The 17,714-nt window shown below is 65.9% G+C and carries 17 protein-coding genes; 6 read left to right on the top strand and 11 right to left on the bottom strand.

The features are described from left to right. Nucleotides 1-34: 34 nt before the first annotated feature. Nucleotides 35-1,054, bottom strand: a complete 1,020-nt coding sequence (locus MKD38_RS07110; RefSeq protein WP_252675413.1) for an NAD-dependent epimerase/dehydratase family protein — start codon at nt 1,052-1,054, stop codon at nt 35-37. Nucleotides 1,055-1,063: 9 nt separating this feature from the next. Between MKD38_RS07110 and MKD38_RS07105 the strand changes: the two genes are divergently transcribed. Next, nucleotides 1,064-2,122: a CDP-6-deoxy-delta-3,4-glucoseen reductase gene (locus MKD38_RS07105; protein WP_252675412.1), complete on the top strand. Its 1,059-nt coding sequence runs from the start codon at nt 1,064-1,066 to the stop codon at nt 2,120-2,122. Nucleotides 2,123-2,401: 279 nt separating this feature from the next. Further along, nucleotides 2,402-3,589, top strand: a complete 1,188-nt coding sequence (locus MKD38_RS07100; RefSeq protein WP_252675411.1) for an acetylornithine transaminase — start codon at nt 2,402-2,404, stop codon at nt 3,587-3,589. Between the two features lie 296 nt (nt 3,590-3,885). On the opposite strand, the gene MKD38_RS07095 is transcribed toward MKD38_RS07100, so the two are convergent. The 7 genes from MKD38_RS07095 to MKD38_RS07065 form a co-directional block, all read right to left on the bottom strand. Continuing rightward, the gene (locus MKD38_RS07095) at nt 3,886-4,602 is read right to left on the bottom strand and encodes an ABC transporter ATP-binding protein (protein ID WP_115704540.1); all 717 of its coding nucleotides are present in this window, start codon (nt 4,600-4,602) and stop codon (nt 3,886-3,888) included. 32 nt (nt 4,603-4,634) lie between these two features. Next, nucleotides 4,635-5,411, bottom strand: a complete 777-nt coding sequence (locus MKD38_RS07090; protein ID WP_252675410.1) for an ABC transporter ATP-binding protein — start codon at nt 5,409-5,411, stop codon at nt 4,635-4,637. Nucleotides 5,412-5,424: 13 nt separating this feature from the next. Continuing rightward, nucleotides 5,425-6,582: an ABC transporter permease subunit gene (locus MKD38_RS07085; protein ID WP_252675409.1), complete on the bottom strand. Its 1,158-nt coding sequence runs from the start codon at nt 6,580-6,582 to the stop codon at nt 5,425-5,427. A gap of 13 nt (nt 6,583-6,595) precedes the next feature. Continuing rightward, nucleotides 6,596-7,531 (bottom strand): branched-chain amino acid ABC transporter permease, encoded by a 936-nt coding sequence (locus MKD38_RS07080; protein WP_062801617.1) that lies wholly within the window; start codon nt 7,529-7,531, stop codon nt 6,596-6,598. 212 nt (nt 7,532-7,743) lie between these two features. Next, nucleotides 7,744-8,955 carry a branched-chain amino acid ABC transporter substrate-binding protein gene (locus MKD38_RS07075; RefSeq protein ID WP_252675408.1) on the bottom strand — a complete coding sequence of 404 codons (1,212 nt, stop codon included), beginning with the start codon at nt 8,953-8,955 and terminating at the stop codon, nt 7,744-7,746. A gap of 560 nt (nt 8,956-9,515) precedes the next feature. Beyond that, nucleotides 9,516-10,481 (bottom strand): 4-hydroxy-3-methylbut-2-enyl diphosphate reductase, encoded by a 966-nt coding sequence (gene ispH / locus MKD38_RS07070; RefSeq protein WP_252675407.1) that lies wholly within the window; start codon nt 10,479-10,481, stop codon nt 9,516-9,518. Between the two features lie 35 nt (nt 10,482-10,516). Beyond that, nucleotides 10,517-11,005, bottom strand: a complete 489-nt coding sequence (locus MKD38_RS07065) for an FKBP-type peptidyl-prolyl cis-trans isomerase (RefSeq protein WP_012353738.1) — start codon at nt 11,003-11,005, stop codon at nt 10,517-10,519. A gap of 104 nt (nt 11,006-11,109) precedes the next feature. Between MKD38_RS07065 and radC the strand changes: the two genes are divergently transcribed. From radC to nadB, 4 genes are all read left to right on the top strand, one after another. Then, nucleotides 11,110-11,796, top strand: coding sequence for a RadC family protein (gene radC, locus MKD38_RS07060; protein WP_252675406.1), 687 nt, complete (start codon nt 11,110-11,112; stop codon nt 11,794-11,796). Between the two features lie 190 nt (nt 11,797-11,986). Then, nucleotides 11,987-12,220: a 50S ribosomal protein L28 gene (gene rpmB, locus MKD38_RS07055; protein WP_006575661.1), complete on the top strand. Its 234-nt coding sequence runs from the start codon at nt 11,987-11,989 to the stop codon at nt 12,218-12,220. Nucleotides 12,221-12,233: 13 nt separating this feature from the next. Further along, on the top strand, nt 12,234-12,404 hold the full coding sequence (gene rpmG / locus MKD38_RS07050; RefSeq protein WP_010814980.1) for a 50S ribosomal protein L33: 171 nt from the start codon (nt 12,234-12,236) through the stop codon (nt 12,402-12,404). 177 nt (nt 12,405-12,581) lie between these two features. After that, entirely contained in the window at nt 12,582-14,174 is a 1,593-nt protein-coding gene (gene nadB / locus MKD38_RS07045) for an L-aspartate oxidase (RefSeq protein ID WP_252675405.1), read from the top strand. A 71-nt stretch (nt 14,175-14,245) separates the two neighbouring features. Here nadB and nadC read toward each other — a convergent pair whose 3' ends face one another. From nadC to MKD38_RS07030, 3 genes are all read right to left on the bottom strand, one after another. Continuing rightward, nucleotides 14,246-15,109 (bottom strand): carboxylating nicotinate-nucleotide diphosphorylase, encoded by an 864-nt coding sequence (nadC, locus tag MKD38_RS07040; RefSeq protein WP_252675404.1) that lies wholly within the window; start codon nt 15,107-15,109, stop codon nt 14,246-14,248. Further along, nucleotides 15,106-16,260, bottom strand: a complete 1,155-nt coding sequence (gene nadA, locus MKD38_RS07035; protein WP_252675403.1) for a quinolinate synthase NadA — start codon at nt 16,258-16,260, stop codon at nt 15,106-15,108. Before nadA ends, nadC begins: the two co-directional genes overlap by 4 nt. A 125-nt stretch (nt 16,261-16,385) precedes the next feature. Then, nucleotides 16,386-17,576 carry a DesA family fatty acid desaturase gene (locus MKD38_RS07030; protein ID WP_252675402.1) on the bottom strand — a complete coding sequence of 397 codons (1,191 nt, stop codon included), beginning with the start codon at nt 17,574-17,576 and terminating at the stop codon, nt 16,386-16,388. Between the last annotated feature and the right edge of the window lie 138 nt (nt 17,577-17,714).

Raw genomic sequence — 17,714 nt, 5'->3', positions numbered from 1 at the left:
GCCAGCGGCACGGGGAACCACCACGCTGGAGGAATCAGCCGAAGAAGTCGGCGACGGTGGGATAGCGCAGCCGCAGGCGCAGTTCGCGCTTGAGCCGGCGGTTGTCGAGCCGGCGCGACTCGCTCATGAAGCTCAGCAGGGTCTGGTCGATCACCTGCAGCGCCTCGCCGCGCGTGATGCGCGGCGGGCGCGGCAGCCCCCGGCGCTCGGCGACGAGGTCGAAATAGTCCGCCATGCGCAGCTCGGTATCGTCGCTGGCGTGGACCACGCGCTGCGGGCGGCCGCGGAACAGCGCCGCCACCATGATGCGGGCGAGATCGTCGGCATGGATATGGCTGGTGTAGACGTCGTCCTGCGGCACGAGTGCCGGCGTGCCGCGCTTGAGCCGCGCCAGCGGCAGGCGATCCTCGGCGTAGATGCCGGGGATGCGCACCACGCTGGCGCGCCAGCCGGCGTCGCGGCCGAACGCGCGCACCGCCTGCTCGGCGGCGACGCGGCGGCGCGCGCGCGCGGTCTGCGGCCGCACCGCATGGAATTCGGCCACGCGCGCGCCCTGCCGGTCGCCGTAGACGCCGGTGGTGCTGGCGTAGACAAACGCAGCGCGGGGCCGGGTACGGTCGGGTAGAATGGCGGGCTCGCCGGGCAGCATGCCGGCAGCCGTGCTGGCACGGCGCCCTGCAGTCCGCCGCCATGCAGTCCGGCGCAATGCGGCGAGCAGTGCACGCGTGCGCGGATCGCCTTCGCCCTGCCCGGGTGGCGGCGCCAGGTCCAGCACCCGCGTGGCCAGCCCGCGCAGCCGTGCCAGCGTGGCCGGCCGGTCCAGGTCCGCCACCAGCGGCACCGCGCCGGCGGCACGCAGTTCGGCGCGGCGTGCCGGCTGCGAGGTCACGGCAAAGACACGCATGCGCGACGACAGGATTCGCAGGCAGCGCGTCCCCACATCCCCGCAGCCGACGATCAGCAGGCGCGGGCGGCCCAGCCGGCGCGATGGCGCCGGCAGTTGCGGCGGTTGTGAAAGGCGCGAGGCCTGCAGCTTCGACAGAATTTGGCTCATAGACCGATTATGGCTTATCAAGTAACCGTCATGCCCAGCGGCCACAAGTTTGAAGTGGCCGCGGACGAAACCATCCTCGGCGCGGCCCTGCGCCACAGCATCGGGCTGCCCTACGGCTGCAAGAACGGCGCCTGCGGTTCGTGCAAGGGCCGCGTGCTGGAAGGCAGCATCGTGCAGGGCGACCATGCCCCGGCCGCGCTGACCGCACAGGAAAAGACCGAGGGCCGCGCGCTGTTCTGCTGCGCCAATGCCAGCTCGGACATCACCATCGAATGCCGCGAAGTCCACGGCGCCGGCGACATCCCGATCAAGAAGGTGCCATGCCGCGTGACCACGCTCGAGCGCCTGGCCGACGACGTGATCGCGATCAAGCTGCAGCTGCCGGCAACCGAGCGCATGCAGTACCTGGCCGGCCAGTACGTCGAATTCCTGCTGCGCGACGGCAAGCGCCGCAGCTATTCGATCGCCACGCCGCCGCACGAGGACGGCCCGATCGAACTGCATATCCGCCATATGCCGGGCGGCGCCTTCACCGACTACGTGTTCGGCGCGAAGGAAGGCCAGCCGGCCATGAAGGAGCGCGACATCCTGCGCTTCGAAGGCCCGCTGGGCAGCTTCTTCCTGCGCGAGGAATCGGAAGCGCCGATCATCCTGCTGGCTTCCGGCACCGGCTTCGCCCCGATCAAGGCCATCGTCGAGCATGCCGCCTACACCGGCATCCAGCGCCCGATGACGCTGTACTGGGGCGGCCGCCGGCCCAAGGACCTGTACATGCATGCGCTGGCCGAGCAGTGGGCGCGCGACCTGCCCAACTTCCAGTACGTGCCGGTGGTCTCCGACGCGCTGCCGGAAGACAACTGGCAGGGCCGCACCGGGTTCGTCCACCAGGCGGTGATCGCCGACCACCCCGACCTGTCGGGCCATGAGGTCTACGCCTGCGGCGCGCCGGTGATGATCAACGCCGCGCGCGGCGACTTCACGCGCCAGTGCAAGCTGCACGAAGACGCGTTCTTCGCCGACTCGTTCACCTCAGAGGCCGACCTGCACGCGGCCCCGCCGGCGGCCTGAGCGCCGCCCGCGCGCCGTTCCGCCAGCGCAACAATGCCCGGGCCTGCCAAAATTCGTTTTGACACCCGGGCCAGTGCGCCTTATATTTGCCCGCATGCATACGACCTTCAACCGACGCCGCAGCTTCCGTACGTCGCTCCCCACCGGGGTGCCGCGCCGCTGACCGTCGATTGCGTCTGTTCAGGTCAACGAGCCACGGGCAACCCCCGTGGCTTTTTGTTTTCCCGCGTCTTACCTGCTTGTCCGTCCATCGTTTAAAGCCGACCCCTGGAGTCCGCCATGGCATTTGCTGAGTTTCCCGTCCAATCCCTGATGTACATCACCAACCGGCCCGAGCTCGTGTTCACCGAGGGCAAGGGCTCCTGGCTGACGGACCACAACGGCAAGCGATACCTGGACTTCGTGCAAGGCTGGGCGGTCAACTGCCTGGGCCATTCCAACCAGGGCATGATCGACGCGCTGGTCGAGCAGTCGAAGAAGATCATCAACCCGAGCCCGGCCTTCTACAACGAGCCGATGCTGCGCCTGGCCAGGCAGCTGACCGATAACAGCTGCTTCGACAAGGTCTTCTTCGCCAACAGCGGCGCCGAGGCCAACGAAGGCGCGATCAAGCTGGCGCGCAAATGGGGCCGCAAGCACAAGAACGGCGCCTACGAGATCATCACCATGGACCACAGCTTCCATGGCCGCACGCTCGCCACCATGAGCGCGTCGGGCAAGGCCGGCTGGGACACCATCTTCGCGCCGCAGGTGCCAGGCTTCCCCAAGGCCGAGCTGAACGACCTGGCCTCGGTCGAGCAGCTGATCACCGACAAGACCGTCGGCATCATGCTGGAACCGGTGCAGGGCGAAGGCGGCGTGATCCCCGCCACGCGCGAGTTCATGCAGGGCCTGCGCGCACTGGCCGACAAGCACAAGCTGCTGTTCATCGTCGATGAAGTGCAGTCCGGCTGCGGCCGCTGCGGCACGCTGTTCGCCTACGAGCTGTCGGGCGTCGAGCCGGACATCATGACGCTGGGCAAGGGCATCGGCGGCGGCGTGCCACTGTCGGCGCTGCTGTGCAAGGCCGAGGTTGCCAGCTTCGAGGCCGGGGACCAGGGCGGCACCTACAACGGCAATCCGCTGATGACCGCGGTCGGCAGCGCCGTGATCGAGCAGCTGACCGCGCCGGGCTTCCTGGACGACGTCAAGGCCAAGGGCGACTACCTGAAGGAGCAGCTGCTGGCGCTGTCGGCCGAATTCGGCCTCGGCGGCGAACGCGGCGAAGGCCTGCTGCGCGCGCTGCTGCTGGGCAAGGACATCGGCCCGCAGCTGGTCGAAGAAGCGCGCGACATGGCCCCGCAAGGCCTGCTGCTGAACGCCCCGCGCGCCAACCTGCTGCGCTTCATGCCGGCGCTGAACATCACGCGCGAAGAGATCGACCAGATGATCGGCATGCTGCGCACGCTGCTGAAGAAGCTGGCCTGAGCAAAAAAGGCCTCGCGCGAGGCGAGGCCTGAGGGCTACTGACAAACTCTGCCTGCTGCAGGTTTGCTCCCCTCTCCCGCTTGCGGGAGAGGGGTCGGGGGAGAGGGCAGGAGCGTCAAAAGGCTGAGGCCTGCGGGTTAAAACCCTTGGCCTCGCTTGATGTGGCTCCTTGCTAAACCACCCCTCTCCCCAGCCCTCCCCCCCTGAGGGGAGAGGGAGAAGAAGGCCCAGACAAGCTCGAACGGCTTTGGTGCACCCAAAACCGCCCGCCTTTGCTAAGGCCTTTGCTAACGCCTTTACTCGCCCAGGTAGGCGGCCCGCACCTTGGGATCGTCCAGCATCTGGCTGGCCTCGCCGCTCATGGTGATCAGGCCGGACTCCATCACGTAGCCGCGGTGCGCGGCCTGCAGCGCCAGGCGCGCGTTCTGCTCGACCAGCAGCACGGTCACGCCCTGCGCCGAGATGTCGCGCACGACCTCGAAGATCTTCTCCACCATGATCGGCGACAGGCCCATCGAGGGCTCGTCCAGCAGCAGCACCCTGGGCTGGCTCATCAGCGCGCGCGCCATTGCCAGCATCTGCTGCTCGCCGCCCGACATGGTGCCCGCCAGCTGGTTGGCGCGCTCCTTCAGCCGCGGGAAGATGCCGAACATGCGCTCGACGTCGGCCTTGATGCCGGCCTCGTCGTTGCGCGTGTAGGCGCCCATCTGCAGGTTCTCGGTGATGGTCATGCGCGCGAACACGCCGCGGCCCTCCGGCACCATCGCCAGGCCCTGCTTGAGCAGCGCGTAGCTGGGCACGCCCTTGATCGACTTGCCCATGTATTCCACGTCGCCGCCGGCCCAGCCCTGCAGGCCGGTGATGGCCTTCATGGTGGTGGTCTTGCCGGCGCCGTTGGCGCCGATCAGCGTGACCAGCTCGCCGTCGCGGATTTCGAGGTCGATGCCCTTGACGGCCTGGATGCCGCCGTAGGCAACCTTCAGGCCGGAGATCTTCAGTACTGTCTGTTTCATTGCAGGCTGATTCATTACGTCCGCTCCCGCCATCAGTGCGCCGAGGTGCCGAGGTAGGCCTCGATCACCGCGGGGTTGTTCTGCACCTCGTGCGGCAGGCCCTGGGCAATCACCTTGCCGTAGTCCAGCACCGTCAGGCGGTTGCACAGCCCCATCACCAGCTTCACGTCGTGCTCGATCAGCAGGATGGTCCTGCCATCGTTCTTGATCTTGTCGAGCAGGCCGCGCAGCTCGACCTTCTCGGTCGCGTTCATGCCGGCGGCCGGTTCGTCCAGGGCCAGCAGCTTGGGCTCGGTCGCCAGCGCGCGCGCGATCTCGAGCCGGCGCTGGTGGCCGTACGACAGGTTGCGCGCGGTGAAGTTGGCGTACTTGCCGATGCCGACGTAGTCGAGCAGGTCATGCGCCATGTCTTCGATGCCCTCTTCCTCGCGCCGCACCGAGGGCGGGCGGAAGATCGCGCCGAACACGCCGGCCTTGGAGCGCACGTGGCGCCCGACCATCACGTTCTCGAGCGCGGTCATGTCGCCGAACAGGCGGATGTTCTGGAACGTGCGCGCAATGCCGGCCTTGGCCACCTCGTGCACGGCGGTCGGCTGATAGGGCGTGCCGCCCAGCACGAACTCGCCCGAATCCGGCGTGTACAGGCCGGTGATCACGTTGAAGAAGGTGGTCTTGCCGGCGCCGTTGGGCCCGATCAGCCCATAGATCTCGCCCGGCTTGATCTGCAGGCCGACCTCGGACAGGGCCTGCAGGCCACCGAAACGCTTGTTGACCCCCTGTACCGACAGGAGGAAATCGTTGTTGCTCATGCCTTCCTCCGGTTTACAGACGGCCGATATTGCCCGCGCGGCGCACCACCGGGCGGTCTTCCTTGCGCGGCGACGGCCAGATGCCGGCCGGGCGGTACAGCATCACGCCCACCAGCGCCAGGCCGAACAGCAGCTGGCGCAGCACCTCGGCATCGACGATCACCTGGCCGAACAGGCCCGTCTGCATCGGCTCGGCGACCACGCGCAGCAGTTCCTGGAAGCCCACCAGCAGCACGCCGCCCAGGATCACGCCGGGGATATGGCCCATGCCCCCCAGCACCACGATCGCCAGCACGTAGATCGACTCCCACAGCGTGAACGATTCGGGCGAGACGAAGCCCTGGAACGCGCCGAACACCGCGCCCGACGCGCCGCCGAACGACGCGCCCATGGCGAACGCCAGCAGCTTGATGTTGCGGGTGTTGATGCCCATCGCCTTGGCGGCGATCTCGTCTTCGCGGATGGCAACCCAGGCGCGGCCGATGCGCGAGGTCTGCAGGCGCAGGCACACGAACACGATCACGATGACCAGGAACACCAGCAGGTAGTAGTACATGAACACCGGCGAGAACTTGAGCCCGAAGATCTCGTGCGACTTCGAGAAATCGAAGCCGAAGATATGCACCGGGTCGACCGCGGTAATGCCCTTGGGACCGTTGGTGATGTTTACCGGGCGGTCCAGGTTGTTCATGAAGATGCGGATGATCTCGCCGAAGCCCAGCGTGACGATGGCCAGGTAGTCGCCGCGCAGCTTGAGCGTCGGCGCCCCCAGCAGCACGCCGAAGGTGGCGGCCACCAGGATCGCCAGCGGCAGCACGAACCACATCGACAGGTGGATGCCGGTCGGGAACAGCTGCTGGATCCACTCGAACTGGTTCGCCAGGTGCGGCGAGCCGAGCAGCGCCATCATGTAGGCGCCCACCGCATAGAACGCGATGTAGCCCAGGTCAAGCAGGCCGGCAAAGCCGACCACGATGTTCAGGCCCAGCGCCAGCATGATGTACAGCAGCGCAAAGTCCAGCACGCGGACCCAGTAGTTGCCGCCCAGGGTCTGGACGATGAACGGTGCGCACAGCGCGACCACCAGGAAGCCAATCAGTGCGGCCAGGGTCTTGGCCGGCACCTTGGTCGGCGCCGCGACGGCGGCCGTGGATGGAATCGGGGTATTCATGGATTCGCTCTCCTCAGGCGCGATCCGCCACGCGTTCGCCCATGATGCCGGACGGACGGAAGACGAGCACGGTGATCAGTACGATGAAGGCAAAGACGTCCTGGTAGTTCGAGCCGAACACGCCATTGGTCAGGTCGCCGATATAGCCGGCGCCGAGCGCTTCGATCAGGCCCAGCAGCATGCCGCCGACCATGGCGCCCGCGAGGTTGCCGATGCCGCCCAGCACCGCGGCGGTAAACGCCTTCAGGCCGGGAATGAAGCCCATGTAGAAGTGGGCATTGCCGTAGTTGGTGGCCATCATCACGCCGGCCAGCGCGGCCAGCGTGGCGCCGATCATGAAGGTGGCGGAGATGACGAAATTGGGGTTTACGCCCATCAGGCCGGCCACCTTCTGGTTCTCGGCGGTGGCGCGCATGGCGCGGCCGAGCTTGGTGCGGTTGACCAGGGCCAGCAGGCCGGACATCACCATCACGGCCATGCCGATGATGACCATCTCCTTGCCGGTGATGGTGGCGCCGGTGGCGCCGATGTCGATGGGTTCCGACGGCAGCAGCTGCGGGAACGTCAGCGGGTTGCGCGACCAGATCAGCATGCCCATCGTCTGCAGGATGATGGAAACCCCGATCGCGGTGATCAGCGGGGCCAGGCGTGGCGCATTGCGCAAGGGCCGGTAGGCGACCCGCTCGATCGAATAGGACAGGATCGCGCAGACCGGCATCGCGATCAGCGTGGCAATCACCAGCGTCAGCCATTCAGGCAGGCCGGGAGCGAACTTCTGCAATCCGAGGATGGCTGACAGGGCGGTCAGCGCGCCGATCATCAGCACGTCGCCATGGGCGAAGTTGATGATGCCGAGAATGCCGTAGACCATGGTGTAGCCCAGTGCGATCAGCGCATAAATGCTGCCGAGCACCAGGCCGTTCACGATCTGCTGGATAAAGATATCCATGAAAACTCCTGCTTCAGTCCCTGACCTGACGGCATGGTGTGGATGCCGGGGGGACCCTGGTGTGTGATGGGTAACGTTGCGGTGGTTGCTTTGCTGGTGAGCGGCCTGCCCTGCTCCATCCATGGTAAGGATGCTTCTACATTAGGCGAGGCTAAAAAGAACGGCACCGCAAAATACTCACGGTGCCGTTCGGATGGGCCGGTAAGCCCAGATTACATCTTCACGACGTCGAGGACGGACTTCTTCTTGTCCTTGTACTCGTACAGCGTGATGGTGCCTTCCTTCATGTCGCCCTTCTCGTCGAAGGCGATATTGCCGATCACGCCCTTGTAGTTGGTCTTGGGCATTTCGGCGAGGATGGCAGCCGGTTCGGTCGAGTTGGCGCGCTTCATGGCATCGACGACGACCATCACGGCGTCATACGTGAACGGCGCGTAGATCTGCACCGGCGCGTTGAAGCGGGCCTGATAGCGCTTATCGAAATCCGCGCCCTTCTCCATGCGCGACAGGGCCAGGCCTGCCTCGGAACAGATGATGTTGGTCACGGCCTCGCCGGCCAGTTCGGCCACCTTGTCGGTACAGACACCGTCGCCGCCGACGATCTTGGCGGGGATGCCCAGTTCGCGGGCCTGCTTGGCGAACGGGCCACCAGTGGCGTCCATGCCGCCGTACATGATCACGTCCGGCTTCTTGCCCTTGATCTTGGTCAGGATGGCCTTGAAGTCGGTGGCCTTGTCGTTGGTGGCTTCACGCGCCACCACATTGACGCCAGCCGCCTTGGCGGTCTTCTCGAACTCGTCGGCGAGGCCCTTGCCGTAGGCGGTGGCATCGTCGACGATCGCCACGCTCTTGGCGTTCAGGGTCTTGGCGGCGTAGTTGGCCAGGGCCGGTCCTTGCTGGGCGTCGGTAGCCACCACGCGGTAGGTGGTCTTGAAGCCCTGCTTGGTGTAGTCCGGGTTGGTCGACGACGGCGAGATCTGCACGATGCCGGCGTCGCTGTAGATCTTGGACGCAGGGATCGACACGCCCGAGTTCAGGTGGCCGACCACTGCAGCCACCTTGGCGTCGACGAGCTTCTGCGCCACGGCGGTGCCGGTCTTGGGATCGCCGGCATCGTCTTCGCCGACCAGTTCCAGCTTGACCTTCTTGCCACCGACTTCCAGGCCGGACTTGTTGACTTCTTCCACGGCCAGGCGGGCGCCGTTTTCGTTGTCCTTGCCAAGGTGCGCGATGCCGCCGGTCAGCGGGGCCGCGTGGCCGATCTTGACGACGACCTCGCCACCACCTGCCGCAGGCGCTGCGGGAGCCGCGGCTGCCGGCGCCGAAGAGGCCGGATCCGCCGGCTTTTCTTCCTTCTTGCCGCAAGCTGCGACCAGCGCCACTGCGGCCGCGATCGGCAGAATCTTGGCAAACGTGATTTGCATGAGTGATCTCCTAGGATTCACAAAAACAGGGATTTGCAACGCCTCCCGGACGTTTCCCTGAACCGCCGTTGTTTAGTTTCAATTTGAAACGCGCGCATTGTATCCCCTTTCTTAGTCGATGCAATACGCGACGCAACATCCTTGACCATTTACCGCGCATTTGAGCTAGGGAATTTCCCCAATGCACAGATTGCGGCAATTCCCGCTCACATGACGCGGCCGCCCCTCCTTCTTACAAGAACCGTGCCTGCGGCGCCCCAGGCGGCAAAGAAGCAGCGCCGGCAGCACCTATAATGCACCATTATTAATTAGGCGTTTCATTTAATTAGCGTGGTGCTTCTCTCTAATGTGCAGAATGTAGCGCCGCACCATAATAGGGAAAACCCCAGCTTCGGGGATTACCCTGATTAGCGTCCGGCACGAATGGCGGGCACCCCCGGCACCAGCAGCGGGCATTATTCCCAGGCCGGCAGAGGCCAGAAACAAAAAAGGGGCGCCGCAACCGCGGCGCCCCTTTTATCAGGCCAGGCATTCAAGCGGGAGGCAACCCCGCGCCGCGCTCAGGCGGCTGCGCTGGTGGGCAGCAGCCCGCGCGGCAGCGGGAACGCCATGTTTTCCTCGATACCATCGAGTGGACGTACCTGGCGCGCACCGAGTTCGCGCAGGCGCTCGACGATGGACTGGGCCAGCGCTTCCGGCGCCGAGGCCCCGGCGGTCAGGCCGATGCGGCGCTTGCCTGCGACCCACTCGGGCCGCACCTGCTCGGGCGCGTCCACCATATAGGCCGGCACGCCCAGGCGCTCGGCCAGCTCGCGCAGGCGGTTGGAGTTGGAACTGTTGGGACTGCCGACCACGATCACCACCTCCACCTGCGGCGCCATGAACTTCACCGCGTCCTGGCGGTTCTGCGTGGCATAGCAGATGTCCTGCTTCTTGGGCTCGCGGACCTCCGGGAAGCGGGCCTTGAGCGCGGCCACGATCTCGCGGGTCTCGTCCACCGACAGCGTGGTCTGGGTGACATAGGCCAGCCGCGACGGATCGGCGATCTGCAGCGCCGCGACATCGCCGACCGACTCGACCAGCACCATGCCGCCGTTGGCCTGGCCCATGGTGCCTTCGACCTCGGGGTGGCCGCGATGGCCGATCATCACGATCTCGCAGCCCTGCGCGCGCAGCTTGCTGACTTCGACATGCACCTTGGTCACCAGCGGGCAGGTCGCATCGAAGACGTGCAGGCCGCGCCGGGCCGCGTCTTCGCGCACTTCGCGCGACACGCCATGGGCGCTGAAGATGACGGTGGCGCCGGCGGGCACCTCGTCGAGCTCGCCCACGAACACCGCGCCCTTGCGGCGCAGGTCGGCCACCACATACGCGTTGTGGACGATTTCATGGCGAACGTAGATGGGAGCGCCGAAGCGCTCGAGCGCGCGCTCGACGATCTCGATGGCGCGGTCCACGCCGGCGCAGAAGCCGCGCGGCTGGGCCATCAGGATTTCTGCGTCGGGGGCGGGGGTCAGGTCGGGCATGCTGCGGTATCCGGACAGGTTCGGCGTGGCGACGTTCAGAGAATGCCGATCAGCTGTACGTCGAACAGGATGGTCTGCCCAGCCAGCGGATGGTTGAAGTCGAACAACGCGGCGGTCTCGCCGATCTCCTTGAGCACGCCGGCGTACTTGCCGCCGCCGGGCGCGTTGAACTCGACCAGGTCACCCGGGCTGTAATCCTCTTCGAACGAGCTGTTCTCGCGCAGCGTGGCCAGCGACACCCACTGCAGCAGTTCGGCGTTGCGCGGGCCGAAGGCCTGCTCCGGCGCCAGGCGGTAGGTCATGCGCTCGCCTTCGGGCATGCCCAGCAGCGCCTGCTCGAGCGTCGGCGCGAACTGGCCCTGGCCCAGCAGCAGCGTGGCGGGCTTTTCCTCGAACGTGCTGACGACCTCGGTGCCGTTCTCGAGCGCGATGCTGTAGTGCAGGGTCAGGAAGGAGTCGGCCTGGACAGTCTTGCGGCCAGCCGTGCCGCCGTCGGCTTCCGACGCGAAAGTTTGCAAATTCATGGGTGATCAACCAGGGAACAACCCGTATTGTATTCGACTGGCCCCTAGCCCGCCGCCCCAAGGGTTGCAGGACCCTGTTCCCGACGCGACTACCCTGGATGCCCATGACCATTGCCAAATGGCCCGCTTGCGAGCGGCCCCGCGAGAAACTGCTGGAAAGCGGCGCTGCCGCGCTGTCTGATGCCGAACTGCTGGCCGTGCTGCTGCGCGTGGGCGCCGCCGGCAAAAGTGCCGTGGACCTGGCACGCGAGCTGCTGCACCGCTTCGGCTCGCTGACCGCGCTGTTCGCGGCCGAGGGCGAAGCGCTGGCCGGCGTGCGCGGCATGGGCACGACCAAGTTCGCCCAGCTGCAGGCCATCCCCGAGCTGGCGCGGCGCGCGCTGGCCGAGTCGCTGCGGCTGCCGGCCGGCTTCAATTCGCCCGAGTCGGTGCGCAGCTACCTGCGCCTGACCCTGGCCCCGCTGCAGCACGAGGTCTTCATGTGCCTGTTCCTGGACCCCGGCAACCGCATGATAGCCAGCGAGGAACTGTTCCGCGGCACGCTGACGCGGACTTCGGTCTATCCGCGCGAGGTCGCGCGCCAGGCCCTGACGCATAACGCGGCCGGCATCATCGTCGCCCACAACCATCCGCGCGGCACCACCGCCCCCAGCCAGAGCGACATCCACCTGACGCGCGAACTGGCGCGCACGCTCGACCTGATCGACGTGCGGCTGCTGGACCATTTCATCGTGGCGGGGCATGAAATCCGCTCGCTGGCGGAATCCTGCGAGCGTCTGCCCGGCCTGTGACGCCTACGGCACCACGGGAGCGTGGCTGCAACACTGCCGGCGCCGGAGCACAGAAAGCATTGATTCGCTGGAGGAATCCGGTCTATAATGCCCGTTTTGCTGAAGTCTCAACCGCTGCAGTCCGGGCCCGCGCGCCTTTTGTTGATCTGTTGCGAACATTGTCCACGAATAGAAGATTTAGGAGTGCTTCATGGCACGCGTCTGTCAAGTGACCGGGAAAGCGCCGATGGTCGGCAACAACGTTTCCCACGCAAACAACAAGACCAAGCGCCGTTTTCTGCCCAACCTGCAGAATCGTCGTTTCTTCGTTGAATCTGAAAACCGCTGGGTGAGCCTGCGCGTCTCGAACGCCGGCCTGCGCCTGATCGACAAGAAAGGCATCGACTCCGTGCTCGCCGACCTGCGCGCACGCGGCGAAGTCTAATTAGGAGTACATCATGGCAAGCAAGGGCGGCCGCGACAAGATCAAGCTGGAATCGACCGCAGGTACCGGTCACTTCTACACCACCACCAAGAACAAGCGCACCATGCCGGAAAAGATGGAGATCATGAAGTTCGATCCCGTCGCCCGCAAGCACGTCGCTTACAAGGAAACCAAGATCAAGTAATTGATCCGGTCTCCCGCCAGAAAGCCCCGCCCTGCAGCGGGGCTTTTTGTTGCCCGTCGATATTGCCCACCGATTGCACATCGGCCCTGCGCACTGATGCACGGGATGGCGCGCCGGGTGTAGACTTTGCCGTTTCCCCCAATCTGCCAAGCGCCCTGCCGGCGCTCTCCTTGCACCATGAATTTCGACGTCGCCATCGTCGGCAGCGGCCTGGCCGGCCTTACGGTCGCATTGCAACTGGCCGACACCCACCGGGTGGCCATCCTCAGCAAGCGCGCCATGACGCAGGGCGCCAGCGACTGGGCCCAGGGCGGCATCGCCGCGGTGCTGGATTCCGGCGACAGCCACGACGAGCACACCCAGGACACGCTCGTTGCCGGTGCCGGGCTATGCGATGAAGAGGCCACGCGCTTTATCGTCGAGCACGGGCGCGAGGCGATCCAGTGGCTGATCGACCGGGGCGTGCCCTTCACCCGCGACGCGCAGGCCGAACTCGGTTTCCACCTGACGCGCGAAGGCGGCCATAGCCGCCGGCGCATCATCCACGCCGCCGACGCTACCGGCCACGCCGTGGTCAGCACGCTGCTGCAGCAGGCCACGCAGCACCCCAACATCACCATCCTGGAAGACCACTTCGCGATCGACCTGATCACGTCGCGGAAAATGGGGCTGCCCGGCAACCGCTGCTATGGCCTTTACGTGCTGGACGACCGCACCGGCTCGGTGCACACCATCACCGCCACGCACACCGTGCTGGCCGCCGGCGGTGCGGGCAAGGTCTACCTCTACACCACCAATCCGGACACGGCCACCGGCGATGGCATCGCCATGGCCTGGCGCGCGGGCTGCCGGGTGTCGAACATGGAATTCATCCAGTTCCACCCCACCTGCCTGTACCACCCCTACGCCAAGTCCTTCTTGATCTCCGAGGCGGTGCGCGGCGAAGGCGGCCTGCTCAAGCTGCCCGACGGCACGCGCTTCATGCCCGAACACGACGAGCGCGCCGAACTGGCGCCGCGCGACGTGGTGGCACGCGCGATCGACTTCGAAATGAAGAAGCGCGGGCTGGACTGCGTCTATCTCGATATCACGCACCAGCCCGAGGCCTTCCTGAAGGAACACTTCCCGACCATCCATGCGCGCTGCCTGGAACTGGGTATCGATATCACGCGCGAGCCGATTCCGGTGGTGCCGGCCGCGCACTACACCTGCGGCGGCGTGGTCACCGATACCATGGGCCGCACCGATATCGGCGGCCTTTACGCCGTGGGCGAGACCGCCTGCACCGGCCTGCATGGTGCCAACCGGCTGGCGTCGAACTCGCTGCTCGAATGCATGGTGATCGGCCGCGCCGCCGCGGACGACATCGCCTCGCAGGACAAGGCCGGCGCGCCCAATATCACGCTGCCGGCGTGGGACGAGAGCCGCGTTTCCGATGCCGACGAAGAAGTCGTGGTGTCGCACAACTGGGACGAGTTGCGCCGCATGATGTGGAACTACGTCGGCATCGTGCGCACCAGCAAGCGCCTGGAACGCGCGCAGCACCGCATCGTGCTGCTGCGCGAGGAGATTGCCGAGTATTACGCCAACTTCCGCGTCACCACCGACTTGCTGGAACTGCGCAACCTGGTCGAAGTGGCTTCGCTGATCGTGGACAGCGCCTATTCGCGGCATGAAAGCCGCGGGCTGCATTTCAGCCGGGACTATCCGGATTCGTTGCCGAAGGCGCTGCCGACGGTGATGCAGCCGCCCGCCGGCCGCAAGCGTTGACGAAGCGTTGCCAAGCAAAACGGGGTGGCGCCGCATGGCCCACCCCGTTATTCATTTGGCCGGAACCACCCTCAGCCGATGATCCGCAGCGAGTAATCCGTCGCGCGCACGTCCTTGGTCAGCGCGCCCACCGAAATCCGGTCCACGCCGGTCTCGGCAAAGGTGCGGATAGTCTCGGCATTGACGCCGCCCGACACTTCCAGCAGCGCCCTGCCCTGGTTGACCTTCACCGCCTGCTGCATCATCGGCACGGTGAAGTTGTCGATCAGCACCGACGTGGCACCGGCCGCCAGCGCTTCCTCCAGTTCGGCCAGGCTCTCTACCTCGATCTGCACCGACGCCTGCGTATCGAGCGCCAGCGCCGCCCGCATCGCCGCGCCGATGCTGCCGGCCGCGGCGATATGGTTTTCCTTGATCAGGATGCCGTCATACAGCGCCAGCCGCTGGTTCTCGCCGCCGCCGATACGCACCGCGTACTTCTGCGCCAGGCGCAGCCCGGGCAGCGTCTTGCGGGTATCGAGCACGCGCGCACGGGTGCCGGCGATCAGGTCGGCGTAGCGGCGCGTCACGGTGGCCACGCCGGACAGCAGCTGCAGGAAGTTCAGCGACGGACGTTCGGCGGTCAGCAGCGAGCGCGCCGGGCCGGCGATCTCGCACACGACGGAATCCGGCGCCATGCGTGCGCCCTCTTGCTGCAGCCAGCGCACTTCCAGCGCCGGGTCGACCGCGCGCATGCACGCATCGAACCAAGGCTGGCCGCACAGCACTGCGGACTCGCGCACGATCACGCGCGCGTGCGCGGCCTTGTCTGCCGGCACCAGCAGGCCGGTCAGGTCGCCGCTACCGACATCCTCGGCGATGGCGGCCTTCACATTGGCCTGCAGCGCTGCCTGCAGCGCCGCGCCGTAGCTATCGAAAACCGGGTTCTCGCTCATGCCGGGCCGATCCCCTGGAACAGCGCCTGTTCCTGCGCCAGGTCGGACGACGGACGCACGTTGCGCTTCTGCGCGGCGGCGAAGTCGAGCATGCGGTTGATGCAGGTAACCGCCTTGGCGCCGATGGCCGGGTCGACGTGGATCTCGTTGCGGCCGGTCTCGAGCACCTCGGCCAGGTTGGTCAGCGCATTCATCGCCATCCACGGGCAGTGCGCGCAGCTCTTGCAGGTGGCGCTGTTGCCGGCGGTCGGCGCCTCGATGAAGTGCTTGCCCGGCGCTGCCATACGCATCTTGTGCAGGATGCCGTTGTCGGTGGCAACGATGAACTCGGTCGCGTCAAGCTTCTGCGCGGCCTCGATCAGCTGCGAGGTGGAGCCGACCACGTCGGCCTGCGCCACCACGTTTTCCGGCGACTCCGGATGCACCAGGATCTTGGCGTTGGGGAATTCGCGGCGCAGCAGGTCCAGCTCGATGCCCTTGAACTCGTCGTGCACCAGGCACGAGCCCTGCCACAGCAGCATGTCGGCGCCGGTCTGCTTCTGGATATAGCTGCCCAGGTGCTTGTCCGGTGCCCACAGGATCTTCTTGCCCTGCGCGTGCAGGTGCTCGACGATCTTCAGGCCGATGCTGGAGGTCACCATCCAGTCCGCGCGCGCCTTCACCGCGGCACTGGTATTGGCGTAGACCACCACGGTGCGGTCCGGGTGCGCATCGCAGAAGGCAGCGAACTCGTCGGCGGGGCAGCCCAGATCGAGCGAGCAGGTCGCGTCCAGGTCCGGCATCAGCACAGTCTTCTCGGGGCTGAGGATCTTGGCGGTCTCGCCCATGAAGCGCACGCCGGCCACCACAAGCGTCCTGGCTTCGTGGTCGCGGCCGAAGCGGGCCATTTCGAGCGAGTCGGAGACACAGCCGCCGGTTTCTTCGGCAAGGTCCTGCAGGTCGGCGTCGACGTAGTAGTGCGCCACCAGCACCGCGTTGCGCTCCTTCAGCAAGCGGCGGATACGCGCTTTCAGCGCCTGCCGCTCATCGGGCGACAGCACCGGCGGCACCTTGGCCCAGGCATGGGCCACGCAACTGCCGCCAGCGGCGTTTTCGGCACCCGCCAGGTTCGGCTTCTCGAACTCGACGGTCTTGATCGATTGTGGGGTCATCTCCGGGTACTCCTCTAGACCTCCGCCAACAGGTGCGGCCGGCCAGAACATGGGGGAGTTTATCTAAAACAAAAGCCCCGCCATGGGCGGGGCTTTGTCAAACCATACGGCGCGGCCGAATTGTATCAGGCGTAGCGGCGCAGGCGCAGCGAGAAATCGTGCAGCGCCTGGATCCCGCTGGCCTCGGCACGGTGGCACCAGGCCTGCAGCTGCTGCAGCAGCTGCTCGCGCGTCAGGTTGGAACGGCCCCAGATGGCGGCCAGTTCACGGCGCATTTCGACAAAGGTCTGCAGCGCTTTGTTCTGTTCAACGATGCTCGCCAGCTGCTCGCGCTGCTGCGCGGCCAGCTTGGTTTCCTCGCGGTGGAACCACTTGCTGGCAGGCTTGAAGCTGCGGTACTCGGCGACGCGGCCTTCCTTGAGCTTTTCCAGTTCCTGGCGGAACGCGCCCTTGACGGCCTTGGCGTAGCGCGCCATCACGTCATAGCGGTTGGCAATGATGGCTTCCAGCGTGTTGTGGTCGACCGGACGGGCCTCGACCAGGCGCGCCTTGGGCGGGGTCTTCTTGACCTTGGCCAGGCCGACCGCCTGCATCGCGCGGATATAGCCCCAGCCCACGTCGAACTCATACCATTTGATCGAGAACTTGGCCGAGGTCGGGTAGGTGTGATGGTTGTTGTGCAGCTCTTCGCCGCCGATGATCAGACCCCACGGCGACACGTTGGTCGATGCGTCCTCGCAATCGTAGTTGCGGTAGCCCCACCAGTGGCCCAGGCCATTGATGATGCCGGCGGCGTGGATCGGGATCCACAGCATCTGCACCGCCCACACCGACATGCCGACCACGCCGAACAGCGCCAGGTCGATGATCAGCATCAGGCCGACGCCCTGCCAGGTGAAGCGCGAGTACAGATTGCGCTCGATCCAGTCATTGGGGCAGCCATGGCTGAACTTGGCGATGGTTTCCTTGTTCTTGGCCTCGGCCCGGTACAGCTCCGCGCCTTCCAGCAGCACCTTGCGGATGCCACGGGTCTGCGGGCTGTGCGGGTCGTCCTCGGTTTCGCACTTGGCGTGGTGCTTGCGGTGGATCGCGGTCCACTCGCGCGTGACCATGCCCGTGGTCAGCCACAGCCAGAAGCGGAAGAAGTGCTGCGCGATGGGGTGCAGGTCCAGCGACCGGTGCGCCATGCAGCGGTGCAGGAAGATGGTGACGCCGGCGATCGTGATATGGGTCATCACGAGCGTGTAGATGACGATCTCCCACCAGGTCCAGTTGGCAAGGCCGTTGGCGGCCCAGTCAAGAATAGTGTCGAACAAACTGTTCTCCGTCGGTTAAACAGGGACTTTCCCGTGCAATCCGGCTGGGCCGGTACACACAACGCGCAGAAAAAATAGCTGCGAATCTGTTGATTGCGATAGCTGTCTGGCGCTTGCCACGGGGCCCGAAGTCGCTCC

The sequence above is a fragment of the Cupriavidus sp. WGlv3 genome (assembly GCF_023952475.1).
Lineage (GTDB): Bacteria > Pseudomonadota > Gammaproteobacteria > Burkholderiales > Burkholderiaceae > Cupriavidus > Cupriavidus phytorum.
Note: the sequence above shows the minus strand (reverse complement) of the source record. Positions and strands in the feature narration are given on the sequence as shown.